The 17,545-nt window shown below is 72.4% G+C and carries 18 protein-coding genes; 6 read left to right on the top strand and 12 right to left on the bottom strand.

Translation table 11 applies throughout. The features are described from left to right. Positions 1–100: 100 nt before the first annotated feature. From thpD to ACZ5CW_RS25155, 5 genes are all read right to left on the bottom strand, one after another. Positions 101–997, bottom strand: a complete 897-nt coding sequence (gene thpD / locus ACZ5CW_RS25175; protein WP_468605010.1) for an ectoine hydroxylase — start codon at positions 995–997, stop codon at positions 101–103. 6 nt (positions 998–1,003) lie between these two features. Then, on the bottom strand, positions 1,004–1,408 hold the full coding sequence (locus ACZ5CW_RS25170; RefSeq protein ID WP_450865904.1) for an ectoine synthase: 405 nt from the start codon (positions 1,406–1,408) through the stop codon (positions 1,004–1,006). A 34-nt stretch (positions 1,409–1,442) separates the two neighbouring features. Further along, on the bottom strand, positions 1,443–2,714 hold the full coding sequence (ectB, locus tag ACZ5CW_RS25165; RefSeq protein ID WP_468605007.1) for a diaminobutyrate--2-oxoglutarate transaminase: 1,272 nt from the start codon (positions 2,712–2,714) through the stop codon (positions 1,443–1,445). A gap of 13 nt (positions 2,715–2,727) precedes the next feature. Next, positions 2,728–3,246, bottom strand: a complete 519-nt coding sequence (gene ectA / locus ACZ5CW_RS25160; protein ID WP_468605005.1) for a diaminobutyrate acetyltransferase — start codon at positions 3,244–3,246, stop codon at positions 2,728–2,730. Between the two features lie 355 nt (positions 3,247–3,601). Continuing rightward, positions 3,602–4,702 (bottom strand): pyridoxal-phosphate-dependent aminotransferase family protein, encoded by a 1,101-nt coding sequence (locus ACZ5CW_RS25155; protein ID WP_468605003.1) that lies wholly within the window; start codon positions 4,700–4,702, stop codon positions 3,602–3,604. 138 nt (positions 4,703–4,840) lie between these two features. Between ACZ5CW_RS25155 and ACZ5CW_RS25150 the strand changes: the two genes are divergently transcribed. From ACZ5CW_RS25150 to ACZ5CW_RS25130, 5 genes are all read left to right on the top strand, one after another. Next, positions 4,841–5,692 (top strand): transporter substrate-binding domain-containing protein, encoded by an 852-nt coding sequence (locus ACZ5CW_RS25150; protein WP_468605001.1) that lies wholly within the window; start codon positions 4,841–4,843, stop codon positions 5,690–5,692. Continuing rightward, on the top strand, positions 5,689–6,522 hold the full coding sequence (locus tag ACZ5CW_RS25145; RefSeq protein ID WP_468604999.1) for an amino acid ABC transporter permease: 834 nt from the start codon (positions 5,689–5,691) through the stop codon (positions 6,520–6,522). The genes ACZ5CW_RS25150 and ACZ5CW_RS25145 overlap by 4 nt, the downstream gene beginning before the upstream one ends. After that, on the top strand, positions 6,519–7,313 hold the full coding sequence (locus ACZ5CW_RS25140) for an amino acid ABC transporter ATP-binding protein (protein ID WP_468604997.1): 795 nt from the start codon (positions 6,519–6,521) through the stop codon (positions 7,311–7,313). Before ACZ5CW_RS25145 ends, ACZ5CW_RS25140 begins: the two co-directional genes overlap by 4 nt. A gap of 18 nt (positions 7,314–7,331) precedes the next feature. Further along, entirely contained in the window at positions 7,332–8,423 is a 1,092-nt protein-coding gene (locus tag ACZ5CW_RS25135) for an amidohydrolase family protein (RefSeq protein ID WP_468604995.1), read from the top strand. 143 nt (positions 8,424–8,566) lie between these two features. Continuing rightward, a complete protein-coding gene (locus ACZ5CW_RS25130) occupies positions 8,567–9,475 on the top strand; it encodes an SCO1860 family LAETG-anchored protein (protein WP_468604993.1) in 909 nt (302 codons plus the stop codon). A gap of 82 nt (positions 9,476–9,557) precedes the next feature. Here ACZ5CW_RS25130 and ACZ5CW_RS25125 read toward each other — a convergent pair whose 3' ends face one another. Next, a complete protein-coding gene (locus ACZ5CW_RS25125; protein WP_468605226.1) occupies positions 9,558–10,157 on the bottom strand; it encodes an NADPH-dependent FMN reductase in 600 nt (199 codons plus the stop codon). Between the two features lie 107 nt (positions 10,158–10,264). Between ACZ5CW_RS25125 and ACZ5CW_RS25120 the strand changes: the two genes are divergently transcribed. Next, positions 10,265–11,101: a helix-turn-helix domain-containing protein gene (locus ACZ5CW_RS25120; RefSeq protein WP_468604991.1), complete on the top strand. Its 837-nt coding sequence runs from the start codon at positions 10,265–10,267 to the stop codon at positions 11,099–11,101. Between the two features lie 66 nt (positions 11,102–11,167). Here ACZ5CW_RS25120 and cobC read toward each other — a convergent pair whose 3' ends face one another. From cobC to cobM, 6 genes are read right to left on the bottom strand one after another with little or no spacing between them, the layout of a single operon-like run. Continuing rightward, complete coding sequence (gene cobC, locus ACZ5CW_RS25115) at positions 11,168–12,223, bottom strand: Rv2231c family pyridoxal phosphate-dependent protein CobC (RefSeq protein WP_468604989.1); 1,056 nt, start codon at positions 12,221–12,223, stop codon at positions 11,168–11,170. After that, positions 12,213–13,145, bottom strand: coding sequence for a sirohydrochlorin chelatase (locus ACZ5CW_RS25110; RefSeq protein WP_468604987.1), 933 nt, complete (start codon positions 13,143–13,145; stop codon positions 12,213–12,215). Before ACZ5CW_RS25110 ends, cobC begins: the two co-directional genes overlap by 11 nt. Next, on the bottom strand, positions 13,142–13,729 hold the full coding sequence (locus ACZ5CW_RS25105) for a precorrin-8X methylmutase (RefSeq protein WP_468604985.1): 588 nt from the start codon (positions 13,727–13,729) through the stop codon (positions 13,142–13,144). Before ACZ5CW_RS25105 ends, ACZ5CW_RS25110 begins: the two co-directional genes overlap by 4 nt. After that, on the bottom strand, positions 13,726–15,453 hold the full coding sequence (gene cobJ / locus ACZ5CW_RS25100; RefSeq protein ID WP_468604983.1) for a precorrin-3B C(17)-methyltransferase: 1,728 nt from the start codon (positions 15,451–15,453) through the stop codon (positions 13,726–13,728). Before cobJ ends, ACZ5CW_RS25105 begins: the two co-directional genes overlap by 4 nt. Next, positions 15,450–16,703, bottom strand: a complete 1,254-nt coding sequence (gene cbiE / locus ACZ5CW_RS25095) for a precorrin-6y C5,15-methyltransferase (decarboxylating) subunit CbiE (protein WP_468604981.1) — start codon at positions 16,701–16,703, stop codon at positions 15,450–15,452. Before cbiE ends, cobJ begins: the two co-directional genes overlap by 4 nt. Continuing rightward, positions 16,700–17,518: a precorrin-4 C(11)-methyltransferase gene (gene cobM, locus ACZ5CW_RS25090; RefSeq protein ID WP_468604979.1), complete on the bottom strand. Its 819-nt coding sequence runs from the start codon at positions 17,516–17,518 to the stop codon at positions 16,700–16,702. The genes cbiE and cobM overlap by 4 nt, the downstream gene beginning before the upstream one ends. Positions 17,519–17,545: the final 27 nt, after the last annotated feature.

Here is a 17,545-nt window from a genome sequence, read left to right as displayed (position 1 = left end):
GGGACTGAGCCTCTTTCTTGGGGCTTTGGTCAGCGTAACGTCGTGGGGTGGGTCCCCCCCCCCCCCCCCCCCCCCCCCCCGGCCCGGTGGTCTCAGGCGCTCACTTCACCGGCGTGAAGTCCCGCGCCCCGATGAAGCCCGGCCGGCGCACCGGCGCCGCGAACGGCTCCACCGCCGTGTTCTCCACACTGTTGAACACGATGAAGACGTTGCTGCGCGGGAACGGCGTGATGTTGTCGCCGGAGCCGTGCATGCAGTTGCAGTCGAACCAGGTCGCCGAGCCGGCCTTTCCGGTGAACAGCCGGATGCCGTGCTCGCTCGCCAGGTCGGTCAGCGCCTCGTCGGACGGCGTGCCCGCGTCCTGCATCTGCAGCGACTTCTTGTAGTTGTCCTCGGGCGTGGCCCCGGCGCAGCCCAGGAACGTCCGGTGCGAGCCCGGCATGATCATGAGCCCGCCGTTGGTGTCGAAGTTCTCGGTCAGCGCGATCGAGACGGACACCGTGCGCATGTTCGGCAGGCCGTCCTCGGCGTGCCAGGTCTCGAAGTCCGAGTGCCAGTAGAAGCCGCTCGCGCCGAAGCCCGGCTTGACGTTGATCCGGGACTGGTGGACGTACACGTCCGAGCCGAGGATCTGCCGGGCCCGGCCGACCACCCGGGGGTCGCGCACCAGCTCCGCGAAGACCTCGCTGATCCTGTGCACCTCGAAGACCGAGCGGATCTCCTTCGACTTCGGCTCCACGATGGAGCGCTCGTCGGCGCGGATCGCCGGGTCGGTGACCAGCCGGTCCAACTCATTCCGGTAGACCTCGACCTCGTCCGGGGTGATCAGCTGGTCGACGGCGAGGAAGCCGTCCCGCTCGTACGCCTGGAGATCGGCCGTCGGGATCGGGCCCGGTGTGTCCGGGGAGCCCCAGACGACCGGGTCCTGGCGGGGGACGGTCACCTCGGCGGTGCCGCGGGTGGGGTACAGGTCGGTGACGGTGGTCGTGGTGGTCACTGGTCGTCACACCTCCTCGGGCTCGGTGAGCAGCGGGTAGACGCCGTTCTCGTCGTGGTCCTCCCGTCCGGTCACGGGCGGGTTGAAGACGCAGATGCAGTGGAAGTCCTCCTTGACGCGCAGCGTGTGCCGCTCGTGCCCGTCGAGGAGGTACATGGTGCCGGGGGTGATCGTGTACGTCTTCCCGGCCTCGTGGTCGGTGAGTTCGGCCTCGCCCCGGGTGCAGACGACGGCCTCGATGTGGTTGGCGTACCACATCGACGTCTCGGTCCCGGCGTACAGGATGGTCTCGTGCAGGGAGAAGCCGACCCGCTCCTTGGCGAGGACGATCCGCTTGCTCTCCCAGGTGCCGGACTTCGCCTTGACGTGCCGGTCGGTGCCTTCGATGTCCTTGAACGATCGGACGATCACGGTGCTGTTCTTCCTCCTGGCTGTAGGGAGCTGGTCAGACGGTTTCCCGGACGGCACGCGCGAGGATGCGCAGGCCCTCGTCCAGCTCGTCGGGGGTGATGGTGAGTGCGGGCAGCAGCTTGACCACCTCGCTCTCCGGGCCGGACGTCTCGATGAGCAGCCCGAGTTCGAAGGCCCGCCGGGCGATCCGCGAGGCCCGGTCCTTGGCGTGGAACTCAAGGCCCCACACGAGCCCGCGTCCGCGGTACTCCCGGACGTCGGCGAGGTTCTCCTCGGTGATGGAGATCAGCGCCTGCTCGACCTGCTCACCGCGGGCGCGGGTCTGCTTCTCCATCGCCGAGCCGTCGGTCCAGTACGTCTCCAGGGCCGCGGTGGCCGTGACGAACGCCGGGTTGTTGCCGCGGAAGGTGCCGTTGTGCTCGCCGGGCTCCCAGACGTCCAGTTCGGGCTTGAACAGGCACAGGGACATCGGCAGGCCGTAGCCGCTGATGGACTTCGAGACCGTGACGATGTCGGGCGTGATGCCCGCCTCCTCGAAGGAGAAGAAGGCGCCCGTACGGCCGCAGCCCATCTGGATGTCGTCGACGATCAGCAGCATGTCCTGCCGTTCGCACAGTTCCTTGAGCGCGCGCAGCCATTCGGGCCGGGCGACGTTGATGCCGCCCTCGCCCTGCACGGTCTCCACGATGACGGCGGCGGGCTTGTTGAGTCCGGAGCCCTGGTCCTCCAGCAGCCGCTCGAACCACAGGAAGTCCGGGACCGTGCCGTCGAAGTAGTTGTCGAACGGCATCGGCGTGCCGTGCACCAGCGGGATGCCGGCGCCGGCCCGCTTGAAGGCGTTGCCGGTGACGGCGAGGGAGCCCAGGGACATCCCGTGGAAGGCGTTCGTGAACGACACGATCGCCTCCCGGCCCTTCACCTTGCGGGCCAGCTTCAGCGCCGACTCGACGGCGTTGGTGCCGGTCGGCCCCGGGAACATGACCTTGTACGGCAGGTCGCGCGGGCGCAGCACCAGGTCCTGGAAGGCCCGCAGGAAGGACCGCTTGGCCGTGGTCGACATGTCCAGGCCGTGGGTGACCCCGTCCCGTGACAGATAGTCGATCAACGCCCGTTTCAGCACGGGGTTGTTGTGGCCGTAGTTGAGTGAGCCGGCACCGGCGAAGAAGTCGAGGTACGCGTGCCCGTCCTCGTCGTACATCCGGCTGCCCTGCGCGCGGTCGAAGACGGTGGGCCAGCCGCGGCAGTAGCTGCGCACCTCGGACTCGAGGGTCTCGAACACGCTGAGGTCGGGCTGGGTGATGGTCACGGTGATTCGCTCCTCAGTGGGGGGTGGAGTCGGTCAGCGGGCCGATGCGATAGAGCACTTCGGGTTCGTGCGGGCCGTCCGGGAACAGGTCGGCGCCGAACAGCACCTCACGGTCGACCTGTGCGCCGTGCCGGGCGGCGAAAGAGGTGAACAGGCGCTCGGAGGCGGTGTTGCCCGGGGTGATGGTGGTCTCCACCTCGGTGATGCCGTGCCCGGCGGTGAGCCGTGCGGTCAGCCCGTCCAGCAGGGCGGCGGCGATGCCGAGGCCGCGGTGGGCGGAGTCCACGGCGACCTGCCAGACGAGCAGGGTGTGGGGGCGGTCCGGCCGCACATAGCCGGTGACGAATCCGACCGGCTCCCCGTCCGCACCGCGCGCCACCGCCGAGGTGCCGGCGAAGTCCCGGCACCACAGCAGATAGCTGTACGAGGAGTTCAGGTCGAGGGTTTTCGAGTCCTTGGCGAGACGCCAGAGCGTGGCTCCGTCGGTCATCGCCGGTCGGTCGATGAGCAGGTCTGCTGGTGCGGCAGTCATGCGGCACGAATTTAGCGAGGCGAATTAGGAAATGCACGGGCGCTGTCGCTGTGCCGCACAGGGGGCGGCGGAGAATGTCCGAAATACCCCCTGGTAAATCGGTACAAAAGTATGCCGTTGTGGAGTGCGTCACAAGGTGGAAACCGACGGAAACAGACCGGAAAACTTGCCCGTTTAGCCTTGCAAAAAGCGGGCAGAAGAAGACGGGAAGCTATCGTCCAGTGAATTGGGCGGGAATTGTGAAGCTAAATTGAATTCAGATTCCGGCGACTCGGCCGATGCGTTCAGGCGGAATGTGCACGCGGCCGCCCGTCCGTGCCGGGCGGCCGCGTCCCTGTGGTGGTCGGCTTGGTGGTCAGCGCCAGGCGGCGTCCACCGCTCGGCCGGCCGCCACCACGTCCACGGCGGCCCCCGCTTCGGCCAGCGCGGCGCCCAGCGCCGTCAAGGACCCCCGCACCGCACCCGGCGTCGCGTCGGCCCCGTAGTGGTTGACCCGGATCATCTCCCCGGCCAGCGCACCCCCGCCCGCGGCCAGCGGCAACGCCGGGTCGCTCGCCAGGGCCCGCGCCACCAGCTCGGAGGCCACCACGCCCGGCGGCACCCGAAGGGTCGTGGCGACCGGTGCCGCGTCCTTCTCCTCGTACACGTACGGCTCGAGCCCCCCGCCCAGCGCCACCGCACCGGCCCGCGTGGCCAGGGCGGCGCTGCGGTGGCGGTCCATCACCGCGCCCAGGCCCGCCGACTCGATGCGCTCCAGGCACGCCTGCAACGCCAGCATCTCCAGCTGTGCGGGGGCGTGCGGCAGCGCCTTGCGGCCGGCGTCGGTCCAGCGTTCCTTCCAGTCGAGCAGGGAGAGGTAGGAGCGGCGCGGGGCGTTCGGGTTCGCCGCCATCCGGGCCCACGCCCGCTCGCTCACCGAGATCGCCGACACGCCCGCCGGGCCGCCCATCGCCTTCTGCGCCCCGATCACGCACAGGTCCACGCCCCACGCGTCCGGCAGTACGGGCTCGGCGCCCACCGAGGCGACCGCGTCCAGGTAGAACAGCGCGCCCTGCTCCCGTACCACCTCGCCGATCTCCGCGACCGGGTTGGTGTTGCCGGTCGCCGCCTCCGCGTGCACCAGGGACACGAAGTCGATCTCCGGGTGCTCGGCGAACGCCTGCCGGATCTGCTCGGCGGTCACCGCGGTGTGGAAGGGCACGGAGAGGTCGTGGACGGTCGCGCCGGCGTCGCGCAGCCAGTTGCCGAAGGTCTGGCCGTACGGGCCCGTGATCACGTTCAGGGCCACCGTGCCCGGACCGGCCGCCGCGCGGATGGCGCCCTCCAGCGGCAGCAGCGCCTCACCCTGCGTGATCAGGACGTCCTGCCGGGTCTCCAGCAACCGGGCCACCCCGTCCTCGATGGCGGCGAAGCGCTCGGCACTCAGCGGGGGCAGGTCGAGGAAGGGATGGGTCACAGCGGTGCTCTCTTCGATCTCGGGGGCAACTCCATCGATCTTAGGTCGAACGACTCGGTAACCATCGGTTTGATTTGAGAGACCCAAACTCTTCCTTATAATCGGAACCCACAGTTCCTTCATAGGAGATTTCCCCCCATGACAACGCTCCTCGGGCGCCGCACCCGCCTCCTGGCTGCCACCACCGCGACCGCCGGGCTCGTGCTCGTGGCCGCCGGCTGCTCCTCGGACGACGACGGGGGGAGCGGCAAGACCACCGTCAAGGGCGTCCACCTCGCCAAGGCCGGTCAGCTCACCACCTGCACCCACCTGCCGTACCCGCCGTTCCAGTCGGAGATCGACGGCAAGGTGCAGGGCTTCGACGTCTCCCTCGTCGACCTCGTCGCCAAGGACCTCGGCGTCAAGCAGGAGATCCTCGACACGCCGTTCGAGAACTTCAAGACCGGCGCCTTCCTGAACTCCGGGCAGTGCGACCTGGCCGCCGCCGGCATGACGATCACCGCCGAGCGCAAGAAGAACGTCGACTTCTCCGACCCGTACTTCGAGGCCACCCAGGCCGTGCTCGTCGACAAGAGCAGCGGCGTCGACTCCCTCGCCGACGTCAAGGCCAAGGGCAAGAAGCTCGGCGCCCAGGCGCAGACCACCGGTGAGGACTACGTCAAGAGCAAGGGCTACGACCCGATCTCCTTCGAGTCCTCCGACGCGGTCCTCAACGGACTGCGCACCGGCCAGGTCCAGGCCGTCGTCATCGACTACCCGGTCGTCCAGGGCTGGCTGAAGGACAAGGCCAACGCGGACAAGTTCAAGGTCGTCGACAACCTCAAGACCGGTGAGCAGTACGGCTTCACCGTGAAGAAGGGCAACAAGGCGCTGCTCGACGCCGTCAACAAGGCGCTCAAGGACGCCAAGGCCGACGGCACCTACAAGAAGATCTACGAGCAGTGGATCGGCCCCTACAACGCCGCCGTCGCCTCTCCCTCGGCCTCATGACCGACACGGACACAGCCCTCCAGCCGAAGAAGAAGGGACTGACCCGGCGGCAGAAGCGCACGCTGTCCCGGGGGCTGCAGTACGCCGTCTTCGTCGCCGCCGTGATCGCCTTCGCGGTCTCGGCGGACTGGGACCGGCTGCAGAACCAGTTCGCCCAGGCCGACATCGCCAAGCAGATGTTCCCGGACGTCATCACACTGGCGCTGAAGAACACCGTGCTCTACACGCTCTCCGGCTTCGTCGTCGGGCTCGTCCTCGGCATGGTCGTCGCGCTGATGCGGCTGTCCTCCGTGGGCCCGTACCGCTGGCTGGCGAGCGTCTACATCGAGATCTTCCGCGGCCTGCCCGCCCTGCTGATCTTCATCTTCGTCGGCGTGGCCGTCCCTCTCGCGTTCCCGGGCACGGAGATCCCGGGCGGGACGTACGGCAAGGTCGCCATCGCGCTCGGCCTGGTCTCGGCCGCCTACATGGCGGAGACCATCCGCGCCGGCATCCAGGCCGTGCCCAAGGGACAGACGGAGGCGGCGCGCTCGCTCGGCTTCTCGCCCGCGAAGGCCATGGTCTCGATCATCATCCCGCAGGCCTTCCGGATCATCCTGCCGCCGCTCACCAACGAACTGGTCCTGCTCTTCAAGGACTCCTCGCTGGTGCTGTTCCTCGGCGTCACCCTGGAGGAGCGGGAACTGTCCAAGTTCGGCCGCGATCTGGCCAGTACGACCGCCAACTCCACGCCGATCCTGGTCGCGGGCCTGTGCTACCTGCTGGTCACCATCCCGCTCAGCCTCGTCGTCCGCCGTATGGAGTCCAAGGCCCAGGAGGCGATCCGGTGAGCCGCCCGGAGATCGAAGTACGGGGACTGCACAAGTCCTTCGGCGACAACGAGGTGCTGCGCGGCATCGACCTGGAGATCGCCCAGGGCGAGGTCGTCTGTGTCATCGGCCCCTCCGGTTCCGGCAAGTCGACGCTGCTGCGCTGCGTGAACCTGCTGGAGGAGCCCACCAAGGGCCAGGTCTTCGTCGGCGGCACCGAGGTCACCGACCCGGACGTCGACATCGACGCCGTACGCCGCCGCATCGGCATGGTCTTCCAGCAGTTCAACCTCTTCCCGCACCTGAACGTCACCGAGAACCTCACGCTGCCGCAGCGCCGGGTCCTCGGGCGGGACAAGGCGACCGCGGCCAGGACCGCCGCCGAGAACCTCGAGCGCGTCGGCCTCTCGGAGAAGGCGGACGCCTACCCGTCCTCCCTCTCCGGCGGCCAGCAGCAGCGCGTGGCCATCGCCCGCGCCCTCGCCATGGGCCCCGAGGTGATGCTCTTCGACGAGCCGACCTCCGCGCTCGACCCCGAGCTGGTGGGGGACGTCCTCGCGGTGATGCGCAGGCTCGCTGAGGAGGGCATGACGATGATGGTCGTCACGCACGAGATGACCTTCGCCCGCGAGGTCGCCGACCGGGTCGTCTTCATGGACGGCGGCGTGATCGTCGAGGAGGGCCGCCCCGACCAGGTCATCGGCAGCCCGCGGCACGAGCGCACCCGGCACTTCCTGTCCCGGCTCCTGGACCCGGCGATGGCCGAGGTGGAGGAGGAGACCTCCGACCAGGTGGGCAAGGACGCGCCGTAGGTCGTTAAGGTGCGGTGCATGAGCGATGGCGCGGTGCTGCACGTGAAGGGCCGGGTCCTGGCCGGACCCGAGGACGTCCGTGACGAGCTGTGGGTGGTCGGGGGGCGGGTCTCCTACGACCGCCCCGCCGGCGCCCGCGACATCACCACCGTCGAGGGCTGGACGCTGCCCGGCCTCGTCGACGCGCACTGTCACGTCGGCCTCGGCGCCGAGGGCCCGGTCGACGCGGCCACCGCCGAGAAGCAGGCGCTCACCGACCGGGAGACGGGCACCCTGCTGCTCCGCGACGCGGGCTCGCCCTCCGACACCCGCTGGATCGACGACCGCGAGGACCTTCCGAAGATCATCCGGGCCGGCCGGCACATCGCCCGCACCCGCCGCTACATCCGCAACTACGCCTGGGAGATCGAACCGGAGGACCTGGTCGCCTACGTCGCCCGGGAGGCCCGGCGCGGCGACGGCTGGGTCAAGCTGGTCGGCGACTGGATCGACCGCGACCTCGGCGACCTCTCCCCCTGCTGGCCCCGCGAGGCGGTTCAGGCCGCCATAGCCGAGGCCCACCGGCTCGGCGCCCGCGTCACCGCGCACTGCTTCGCCGAAAGCTCGCTGCGCGACCTGGTCGAGGCGGGCATCGACTGCATCGAGCACGCGACGGGCCTCACCGAGGACCTGGTCCCGCTCTTCGCCGCGCGGGGTGTCGCGATCGTCCCGACCCTCGTCAACATCGCCACCTTCCCGCGCCTCGCGGCCGGCGGCGACAGCAGGTACCCCCGCTGGTCCGCCCACATGCGACGGCTGCACGAACGCCGCTACGACACCGTGCGCGGCGCCTACGACGCCGGCATCCCCGTCTACGTCGGCACGGACGCGGGCGGCTCGCTGGCCCACGGCCTGGTCGCGGCGGAGGTGGCGGAACTGGTCACCGCCGGCATCCCGCCGGTCGAGGCCGTGTCGGCGACGAGCTGGGGCGCCCGCGCCTGGCTCGGCCGGCCCGGCCTGGAGGAGGGCGCCCCGGCCGACCTGGTGGTCTACGAGGGCGATCCGCGGGCGGACGTACGGGTGCTGGCGGCACCGCGCCGGGTGGTGCTGAACGGCACGGTGGTCGAGTAAGGGAACGCCTGTGCCCGGCGATTCGAAGGGGCGTGCGGAATATCCACGTTTGAGTGAAGTGACCCAGGATCGCTGACCGTTCACCCACAGTGCGTACAAGGTTGACGGGTCCCAAGCATGTTTCCTCTGGGGGTCCCACCGCCTTGAACAGCAACAACTTCCGCATGCCCGCACGCCGTCTGGCCGCCGTCGCGGCGGTCACCGCACTCACCGCGGCCCCCGCGTTCCTGGGCGCGGGCGCCGCGCACGCGACCGGTGACCACGGTCGCGCCTCCGCCGTCGTCCTGCGCACCGGGCTCGACGTGTCCCTGCTCAACAAGACCGTCGACGTCCCGCTCACGGTCTCCCTCAACGAGGTCCAGGCTCCGCGGAGCGCCGACAGGACGGCGCTGTCCGCCCGGCTCGACGGCGTGGCCGGCGGCAGACCGTTCACCGTGCTCGGCGCCGATGTCGCCCACTCCCGGGCCACGGTCACCGACCGGCGCGCCGAGGGCTCCGTCCGGCTCGTCCACGCCAAGCTGCATGTCCCCGGCCTGCCCCTGCTCTCCCTGATCGAGGCCGACACGGTCACCGCCAAGGCGACCTGCGAGGCCGGCAGGGCACCGGTCGCCTCCGCGAACGTCCTCGGCGCCGTCACCGTCCTCGGCAAGCGCGTCACGCTGACCGCCGGCGGCCCGACCGAGGTGAAGGTGCCCGGCGTCGGCGAGGTCCGTCTCGACCTCGCCCAGCGGCGCACCACGACCCGCACGGCCGCCGCGACCGCCCTCGAACTCAAGGTCTCCGTCAACCCGTTGAAGCTCAACGTGGCCGACGTCGAGGGCACCGTCACCCTGGCCGAGGCCACCTGCGAGTCCCCGATGGCCCCGCCCACCGGGAAGCCCGTGCCGAGCCACGACCCGGCCGCCGACGTCCGTGCCCAGGGCGCCCCGGCCAAGGCCGACCTCGCCGAGACCGGCGGCAGCTCCGCGACCCCCTACATCGCGGGCGGCGCGCTGGCGCTGCTGCTGGCCGGCGGGGGAGCGGTGACGGTGGCACGGCGCCGCAAGGGCTGACGGCGGCGGATGCGCGGAGCCCGGCCCGGGGGCGGTGGGCACCGCCGCCCCTCTTCGGCCCCGGGTCGTCCGCATCCGGCCGTCACCCCGGGTACGGAGCGGCCTCCCGGCCCGACCGGAGCGTGCCAGCCCACCAGGACAGCTGCTCGAGCAGGGTCTTGGCGTACCCGGGGGCCTCGCCGTCGAGCGGCCGGCCGTCCTCCCACGTCGTGAAGTAGTTCGGGAAGGCCAGACCGTCCCGGATGGTCACCGCGTGCAGCTCCGTCAGCACGTTCTCCAGGTGCAGCACGGCGTGCCGGCCGCCCGCCGCGCCGCCGTAGCTGACGAAGGCGACGGGTTTGGCCGTCCACTGGGTGAAGTGCCAGTCGATGGCCGCCTTCAGCGAGGCGGGGTAGCTGTGGTTGTACTCGGGGGTGACGACGACGAACGCGTCGGCCTCCGCCAGGGCCGAGGTCAGCCTCGCCATCCCGGCCGGACGCGGATAGTCGTCACCGGCGTACTTCGGCGAGGCCGCCGGCAGCGCCAACGGGATGTCGATCTCGGCCAGATCGACGACGTCCACCTCGAATCCGCCGTGCATCCGGGCCTGTTCGGCCACCCATGAGCCCACGACCGGCCCGAACCGGCCTTCCCGGACGCTTCCCACGATGATCAGCAACTTGTTCGTCTTCTCCATGCCCATCACCATCGGGCGTCCGGCACCACGCAACCAGGCCGGGCTCAGGCTGGCCCCCGCAGGGCCACGCTGAGCACTCCGCACGCCCCGGGGCGCCGACCTATCCTCGCTCCATGGGATCACCGCTGGGGGACTTCATCCGGGCCAAGCGCGACAGCATCCAGCCGCAGACGCTGGGCCTGCCGGAGCGCGGCCGCCGCCGCTCGCCGGGCCTGCGCCGGCTGGATCTCGCCGCGCGGGCCGGCGTCAGCGTCGAATACCTCACCCGCATCGAACAGGGCCGGGACCGCAACCCTTCGGTGCCCGTGGTCAACGCCCTCGCCGACGCGCTGAGTCTCGACCCCGCGGAACGCAACCATCTGCGCTACCTCGCGAAGATCACCGGCGGCGAGTGCACCGCCCACACCAGGCCGGCCCCGCCACGGCGCGACGTCCGGCCCTCGGTCCTGCGGACGCTGCGCATGCTGGAGCCGGGCATCGCCGTGGTGACGAACCGGCTCGGCGACCTCCTCGCCCACACCAGCGGCTACGAGACGCTGACCGGCGGCACCGGGCTGCTCGACGGCGACGCCCCGAACCTCACGCGCTACGTCTTCACGGACCCCCGGGCGCGGACGTTCTTCGCCGACTGGGACGAGATCGCCGACGAGCAGGCCTTCGACCTGTGGCTCGGACCGTCCGTCGAGAACTCCGAGTGGCTCACCGCCGAACTCGCCCCGACGGCCGGCCCCGACTTCACGCGCCGCCTCAACCGCCATGTGGTCCCGGAGCGGGGCGTGCTCCGGCTCAACCACCCGGCGGGAGGGGAACTGCGGCTGCTCCGGGAGACCCTGGACGTCTCGGCCGACGCCCAGCAGATCGTCGTACACCTGCCCGCGGACGAGGCGACGGCCGAGGCGCTCGCCGGGCTCCGCGCACAGCCGAGGGTCCGGCTCAGGGCCATCTCGTAGCCGCCGCCACGCCCCCCGTTCCACCGGCCGCCGGGGGGGGGAGGCGGGCGCCGGACGGAGCCCCGGCTACCCGAGCGCGGCGGACAGTGCCTTCAGGAACCCGTCGACCGTGCCGCGGTCCCGTACGGCGACCCGCACCCACTCCTGACCGAGCCCCGGAAACGTGTCCCCACGGCGCACGGCGTAGCCGTAGTCGCGCAACCGTCGTCGTACAGCGGCCGCACCCGGCATGCGGACCAGCACGAACGGTGCCTCCGCGGGCTCCACCACCCGTACGCCACGGTCGGCCAGCGCGACCAGCCCCGCGACCAGATGGGCCCGGTCCGCGGCGATGCGATGTGCCGCATGCCCCGCCTCCGCCGACGCCCGCGGTGCCACGCACGCCCGAGCCGCGGCCAGCGCGGGCGTCGACACCGGCCACAAGGGCTGGGCCCGCTCCAGCGAAGCGATGACGTCGGGTCCGGCCAGCACGTACCCGATGCGCAGCCCCGCCAGCCCCCACGTCTTGGTCAGGCTGCGCAGCACCACGAGACCGGGCACGTCGGTCCGCCCGGCCAGTGCCTCCCGCTCACCCGGCACCGCGTCCATGAACGCCTCGTCGACCACCAGCACCCGTCCGGGACGCGCCAGTGAGGCCATCGCGGCGGCCGGATGCAGCACCGACGTCGGATTCGTCGGATTCCCGATCACCACCAGGTCCGCGTCGTGAGGCACCGCCGCCGGATCCAGCCGGAAGCCGTCCTCCTCCCGCAGCAGCACCCGGTCCACCGTGTGCCCGGCGTCCCGCAGCGCGGCCTCCGGCTCGGTGAACTGCGGGTGCACCACGAGGGGCCGACGGACCTTCAGCGCGCGGGCCAGCAGCACGAACGCCTCCGCCGCCCCCGCCGTCAGCAGCACCCGCTCCACCGGCAGCCCGTGCCGCGCCGCCACCGCCGCCCGCGCGGCCCGCCCGTCCGGGTAGGCCGCGAGCGACGACAGGGACCCGGCGATCTCCTCCCGCAGCCAGGCCGGAGGCGTGTCCGCGCGGACGTTGACGGCGAGGTCGGCCAGCGCGGCCCCGTCGTCCCGCACCTCGGCGTCCCCGTGGTGGCGCAGATCGTGTCCGGTGTCCTCAGTGCGCATGGCTGTGCGAGTGCCCCCCGTGATGGTGGTGCCCGTGTCCGTGGTGGTGGTCGTCGTCGTCCGGGTGGAAGTGCGGCTGCTGCGGCAGGCCCACCTTGTCCTCGAAGCCCGGCAGCGCGATCCGGTAGACGCAGGTGTCGCAGTTCATCCGCAGATCGCCCTTGACGGCCTCCTCGTACCGCTCCAGCACCAGGTCCAGCAGCTCCGGCTCGGGCCCGATGACGTCGGCCGACCGCACGTCGACCTCCGGGTGCGCGGCCGCCCACCCCTCGGTCTGCTGCCGCACCCGGTCCGGCAGGATACCGGTGAACAGGAAGTAGGGCAGGACGACGATCCGCCGCGCCCCCAGCTTCGCGCACCGGTCCAGGCCGCTCGGCACGTCCGGCGCCGCCAGCGACACGAACGCCGTCTCCACGCCGGCGTACCCACGGCCCTCCCACAGCAGCCGCGCCGCCTTGTGCACCTCGGCGTTGGCGTCGGGATCCGTGGAACCCCGGCCCACCAGCAGGACGGTGACGTCCGCCCGGTCCTCGGGGCCGCGCCCGGCGGCACCGAGCGCCTCGTCCAGCCGCCGCTCCAGGACGCTCAGCAGCGCCGGATGCGGGCCGAGCGGGCGGCCGTAGCTGTACGAGATGCCCGGGTGCCGTTCCTTCTCACGGGCCAGCGCCGCCGGGATGTCGCCCTTGGCGTGCCCGGCGGACACCAGCATCAGCGGCACGGCCGCGAACCGGCGTACGCCCCGCTCGACCAGCTCGGTGACGGCCTCGCCCAGCGGCGGCGGGGACAGCTCGATGAAGCCGCCCGCGACGGGCAGGTCGGGCCGGCGGCGCCCCAGCTCCCGTACGAAGTCGCGGAAGGCCTCCGCTCCGGCGTCGTCACGGGTGCCGTGGCCGGCGATGAGCAGGGCGGGCGGGGTGGTCACGAGATCTCCTCAGGCGAAACGGCGTGGTACAGCAGGGCGTTGAGCGCGGCGGCGGCGACCGCCGAGCCGCCCTTCTCGGACACGTTGCTCACCGCGGGCAGCCCGCTCTCGCGCAACGCGGCCTTGGACTCGGCCGCGCCGACGAAGCCGACGGGCAGGCCGATGACGAGTGCGGGGGAGGCGTCCAGGGTCAGCAGTTCCTCCAGGGCGGTCGGCGCACAGCCGATCACCCACAGGGCGCCCGGCCCGACCTGCTCGAACGCGAGCCGGATCGCATGCGCCGAACGGGTCAGCCCCGGCCCGGACCTGGCGTCCTTGAGCCGGCACACGGTCTCCCGCCGGGTGATGCCGGCCGCGACCATCTCCACGTCCACGACGACCGGCGCCCCGGCGTGCAGCGCCGCATGCGCCTTCGCCAGGTCGCCCTCGTCCATGACGAGGTCGCTCGCGTACTCCAGGTCGGCGGCGGAGTGGATGACCCGCTCCACCACCGCCCGGGTCAGCGGCGGGAAGTGCGAGGTGTCCAGGCGGGCGCGCAGCCGCCGGAAGGACTCCTGCTCGATGGGATGGACCACACGGTTCACTGGGTGTCCTCCTGCCTCGCGGCGGAGGTGCTCACCGACGGAGCCTCCTGCCAGCGGTAGCCGCGCGGGGTCACCATGCGCCCCGCGACGGTGCGGGTCGCGGTGTTGCCCACGGTCACGACCGTCATCATGTCGACCGTCGCCGGGTCCAGCTCGGCGAGCGCGGTGACCCGGCTGGACTCGTCCGGCCGCGAGGCGTTGCGGACGACACCGACCGGGGTGCCCGGCTCCCGGTGCTCGGCGAGGATGCCGAGCGCCTTGGGCAGCTGCCAGTCACGCCCCCGGGACCGGGGGTTGTAGAAGGTGACCACGAGGTCCGCCTCGGCCGCCGCCCGCACCCGGCGCTCGATGACCTCCCACGGCGTGTGCAGGTCGGACAGGCTGATGGACACGTGGTCGTGGCCCAGCGGCGCGCCCAGGATCGCCCCGGCGGCCAGCGCGGCCGTCACCCCGGGCACCCCCACCACGTCGATGTCGCCGGAGGCCTCGGCGAGCGCCGGAGAGGCCATGGCGTACACGCCCGCGTCCCCGCTGCCGATCAACGCCACCGCGTGCCCGCGCCGGGCCTCCGCGACGGCCGTTCGGGCCCGCTCCTCCTCCGCGCCGAGCCCCGACTCCAGCACCCGGGTGCCCGGCCGCAGCAGATCGCGGATCTGGTCCACGTACTGGTCGAGCCCGACCAGCACCGAGGCCCGGCGCAGCTCGGCCGCCGCGCGCGGGGTGAGCAGGTCCCGGGCGCCGGGCCCGAGCCCGACCACCGCGAGCCGCCCGCGCCCCGGCCGCCGTACGACGGCGCAGGTCGCCATCGCCGGCTGCCCGTCGGCGCGCCCGGACTTCCGCTTGGGGACGAGGAGTTCACCGCCACGGACCAGCGCGGCCGCCTCCGCGACCGAGGGGGTGCCGACGGCCGCGAGGGGCGCGTCGGACGGGTTGGGCACCTCGACTGCCGCCAGCTCCTCGGCGGACCACGTCACCAGGGGCACCCCGAGCCGTGCGGCGGCCGCGACGATGCCGGGCTCCTCCGCCTTGGCGTCCACGGTGGCCAGTTCGGCCACGGACCGCGGCGAGAGCCCCGCCTCGCGCAGCGCCTCCTCGATCAGCCCGAGGACCTCCTCGGCCGGTGCGCCCTTGGACGCGCCGACCCCGACCACCAGGGACGGCGGCCTGAGCAGCACCTCACGCTCGCCCGGCGTGACGGCCCGGTCGGTGAGCCGGACGCGGTAGGAGCCCTCGGGTGCGGTCGGCAGCGGCGGCAGCGGCCACGCCACCTCCGCCTCCAGCGCGACCGGTTCGCCGTCCAGCAGGGCGCGCGAGACCACGGCGACCGAACCCTCGTACGGCAGTCCGAGCGTGTCCAGGCCGGGCAGTCCGGCGGAGTCCGTCGCGGTCGTCACCACGGGCTCGGCACCGAGCAGCTCCCCGACCTCGCGGGCGAGTTCGTTGGCCCCGCCGCCGTGCCCGCCGACCAGCGAGACCGCGAACCGGCCGCCCTCGTCCACGCACACCACACCCGGGTCGGCCGTCTTGTCGCCGAGCAGCGGCGCGAGCAGCCGGACCACCGCCCCCGTCGCCAGGAAGCACACCAGCTGCTCGCACTCCGCGAACGCGGCCCGTACGGCCTCCCCGACGGGACCCTCGTACACCCGGGTACGGTCCGGCCACGACGCGGCCAGCCGGTCCCGCGCCGCCGCCCCCGCCGCGGTGGCGGAAATGAGGCCGATCACAAGGCAACTCCTTCACTGGACACCGGGGTTCTCTCGCCCCAGAGCAGAAACACAGGATTGGTGGCCGCGAGCCGGGTCACATCCCCCGGCAGCGGCGCCAGACGCGAGGACTGCAGCAGCACCCCGTCGCACTGGAACCCGGCGGCCGTGAGCGCCTCGCGCACCGCCGGCACCCGGTCCAGCGCGGCCATGGCGACGACCACGGTCCGCCGCGCCCGCCGCGCGCACGCGCCGACGATCGCGGGCAGCTCCCGCCCCCCGCCGCCGACGAACACCGCGTCGGGATCCGCCAGCCCCTCCAGGGCCGAGGGCGCCGCGCCGTGCACCACGCGCACCGCCACGCCGTGGGCCCGCGCGTTGGCGCGGACGCGCTCCACGCCGTCCGGGGTCTTCTCGACGGCGACGACGGCCGCGCCGAGCCGGGCGCACTCCACCGCCACCGAGCCCGAGCCGGCACCCACGTCCCAGACCAGGTCGCCCAGGCGCGGCCCCAGCCGGGCCAGGGCCAGCGCCCGCACCTCGAACTTGGTGATCATCGAGTCCCGGTGCGCGAACTCCCCCTCGTCCAGCGCCCACCGGGAGGGCCCGGCCGGCACCCCGGCGACCGTACGCACCATGCCCGGCGTCCGCGCCTCGTCCAGGCACAGCACCACGCTCACCGCCGTGCCCCAGTCCCGGGCCGCCGCCTCGGCGGGCGTCACCCGCTCCACGCGCTCGCGCTCCGGATCGCCGAGCGCGCTCGCCACCACGAGGACACGTCCACCGGACGGCGCGGCGCCCGGCTCGGTGAGGGCGGCGCCCAGCTCGGCCGGCCCGGCCCCCGGCCCGGTGAGGACGGCCACCTTGGGATGCGCCCGGCAGACGTTCACCGCCGTCCGCGGATCCCGGCCGTGCGCGCTGACCACGACCGCGTCGTCCCAGGGCAGCCCGATCCGCGCGAACGCCGTGGCCACCGAGGACACCCCGGGCCGCACGTCCAGCAGCCCGGAGCCGAACCGCTCGGCCAGTGCCCGCACGATCCCGAAGAACCCGGGGTCCCCGGAGGCCAGCACGACCACCGGCAACTCCTTGCCGACGTACTCCGCGATCGTGTCCAGGGCGGGCGCCAACGGGCCGAGCACGACCCGCTCGGCTCCCTGCGGCTGCCGTACGGCGTCCAGGTGCCGGCGGCCGCCGACCACGAGCGCGGCCCCGGCGAGCACGTCCTGCGGCACGGGTGCCCCCGTCCCCGTGCCGACGACCGTGATCAACTGTTCGCCCCGCGTTCGCGCAGCGCCCGCCGGGCCTCGGGGTCGGCCTTGCGGAAGCCGTGGAAGTGCCCCGGGTGGTACAGGTGCGAGCGGGTGCCGTGCGCGTCCAGCGCCGGGCCGACCAGGAAGAGGGTGTGCTTCCAGAGCTTGTGCTCCTTCACCGTCTCCTCCAGCGTGCCGATCGTGCACGTCACGACCAGCTCCTCCGGCCAGGTGGCCTGGTAGGCGACGACGACGGGGGTGCTGGTCGGGTAGCCGCCCTCCAGCAGCTCCCGCACCAGCTGCCCGCTGCGCGCGGCCGACAGGAAGATCGCCATGGTGGTGCCGTGCCGGGCGAACTCGCGGACCTCCTCACCGGGCGGCATCGGCGTCTTGCCGCCGCCCAGCCGGGTGAGCACGACGGACTGCGCGACCTCGGGGATCGTCAGCTCGCGCCGGGCGAGCGCGGCCACCGCCGAGAACGACGACACACCGGGCACGACCTCCGTGGCGATGCCGATCTCCGCGCACCGGTCCAGCTGCTCCTGGGTGCCGCCCCACAGCGCCGGGTCGCCGGAGTGGATACGGGCGACCTTCAGGCCCTCGGCGAGAGCGCGCCGGTAGACGGCGACGACGTCCTCCAGGGACATGGTCGCCGAGTCCAGGATCTCCGCGTCCTCGCGCGCGTGCTCGAGGACCTCCGCCTGGACCAGACTGGCCGCCCAGATCACCACGTCCGCCTCGGCGATCGCGCGCGCGGCACGGAACGTCAGCAGATCGGCGGCGCCGGGGCCGGCACCGACGAACGTCACCTTGCCGGTGGGGGCATCGGCCATGGGAAGGGTCCTCTCGTACGGGAAAGC

Source organism: Streptomyces sp. NPDC031379, assembly GCF_055569615.1.
Note: the sequence above shows the minus strand (reverse complement) of the source record. Positions and strands in the feature narration are given on the sequence as shown.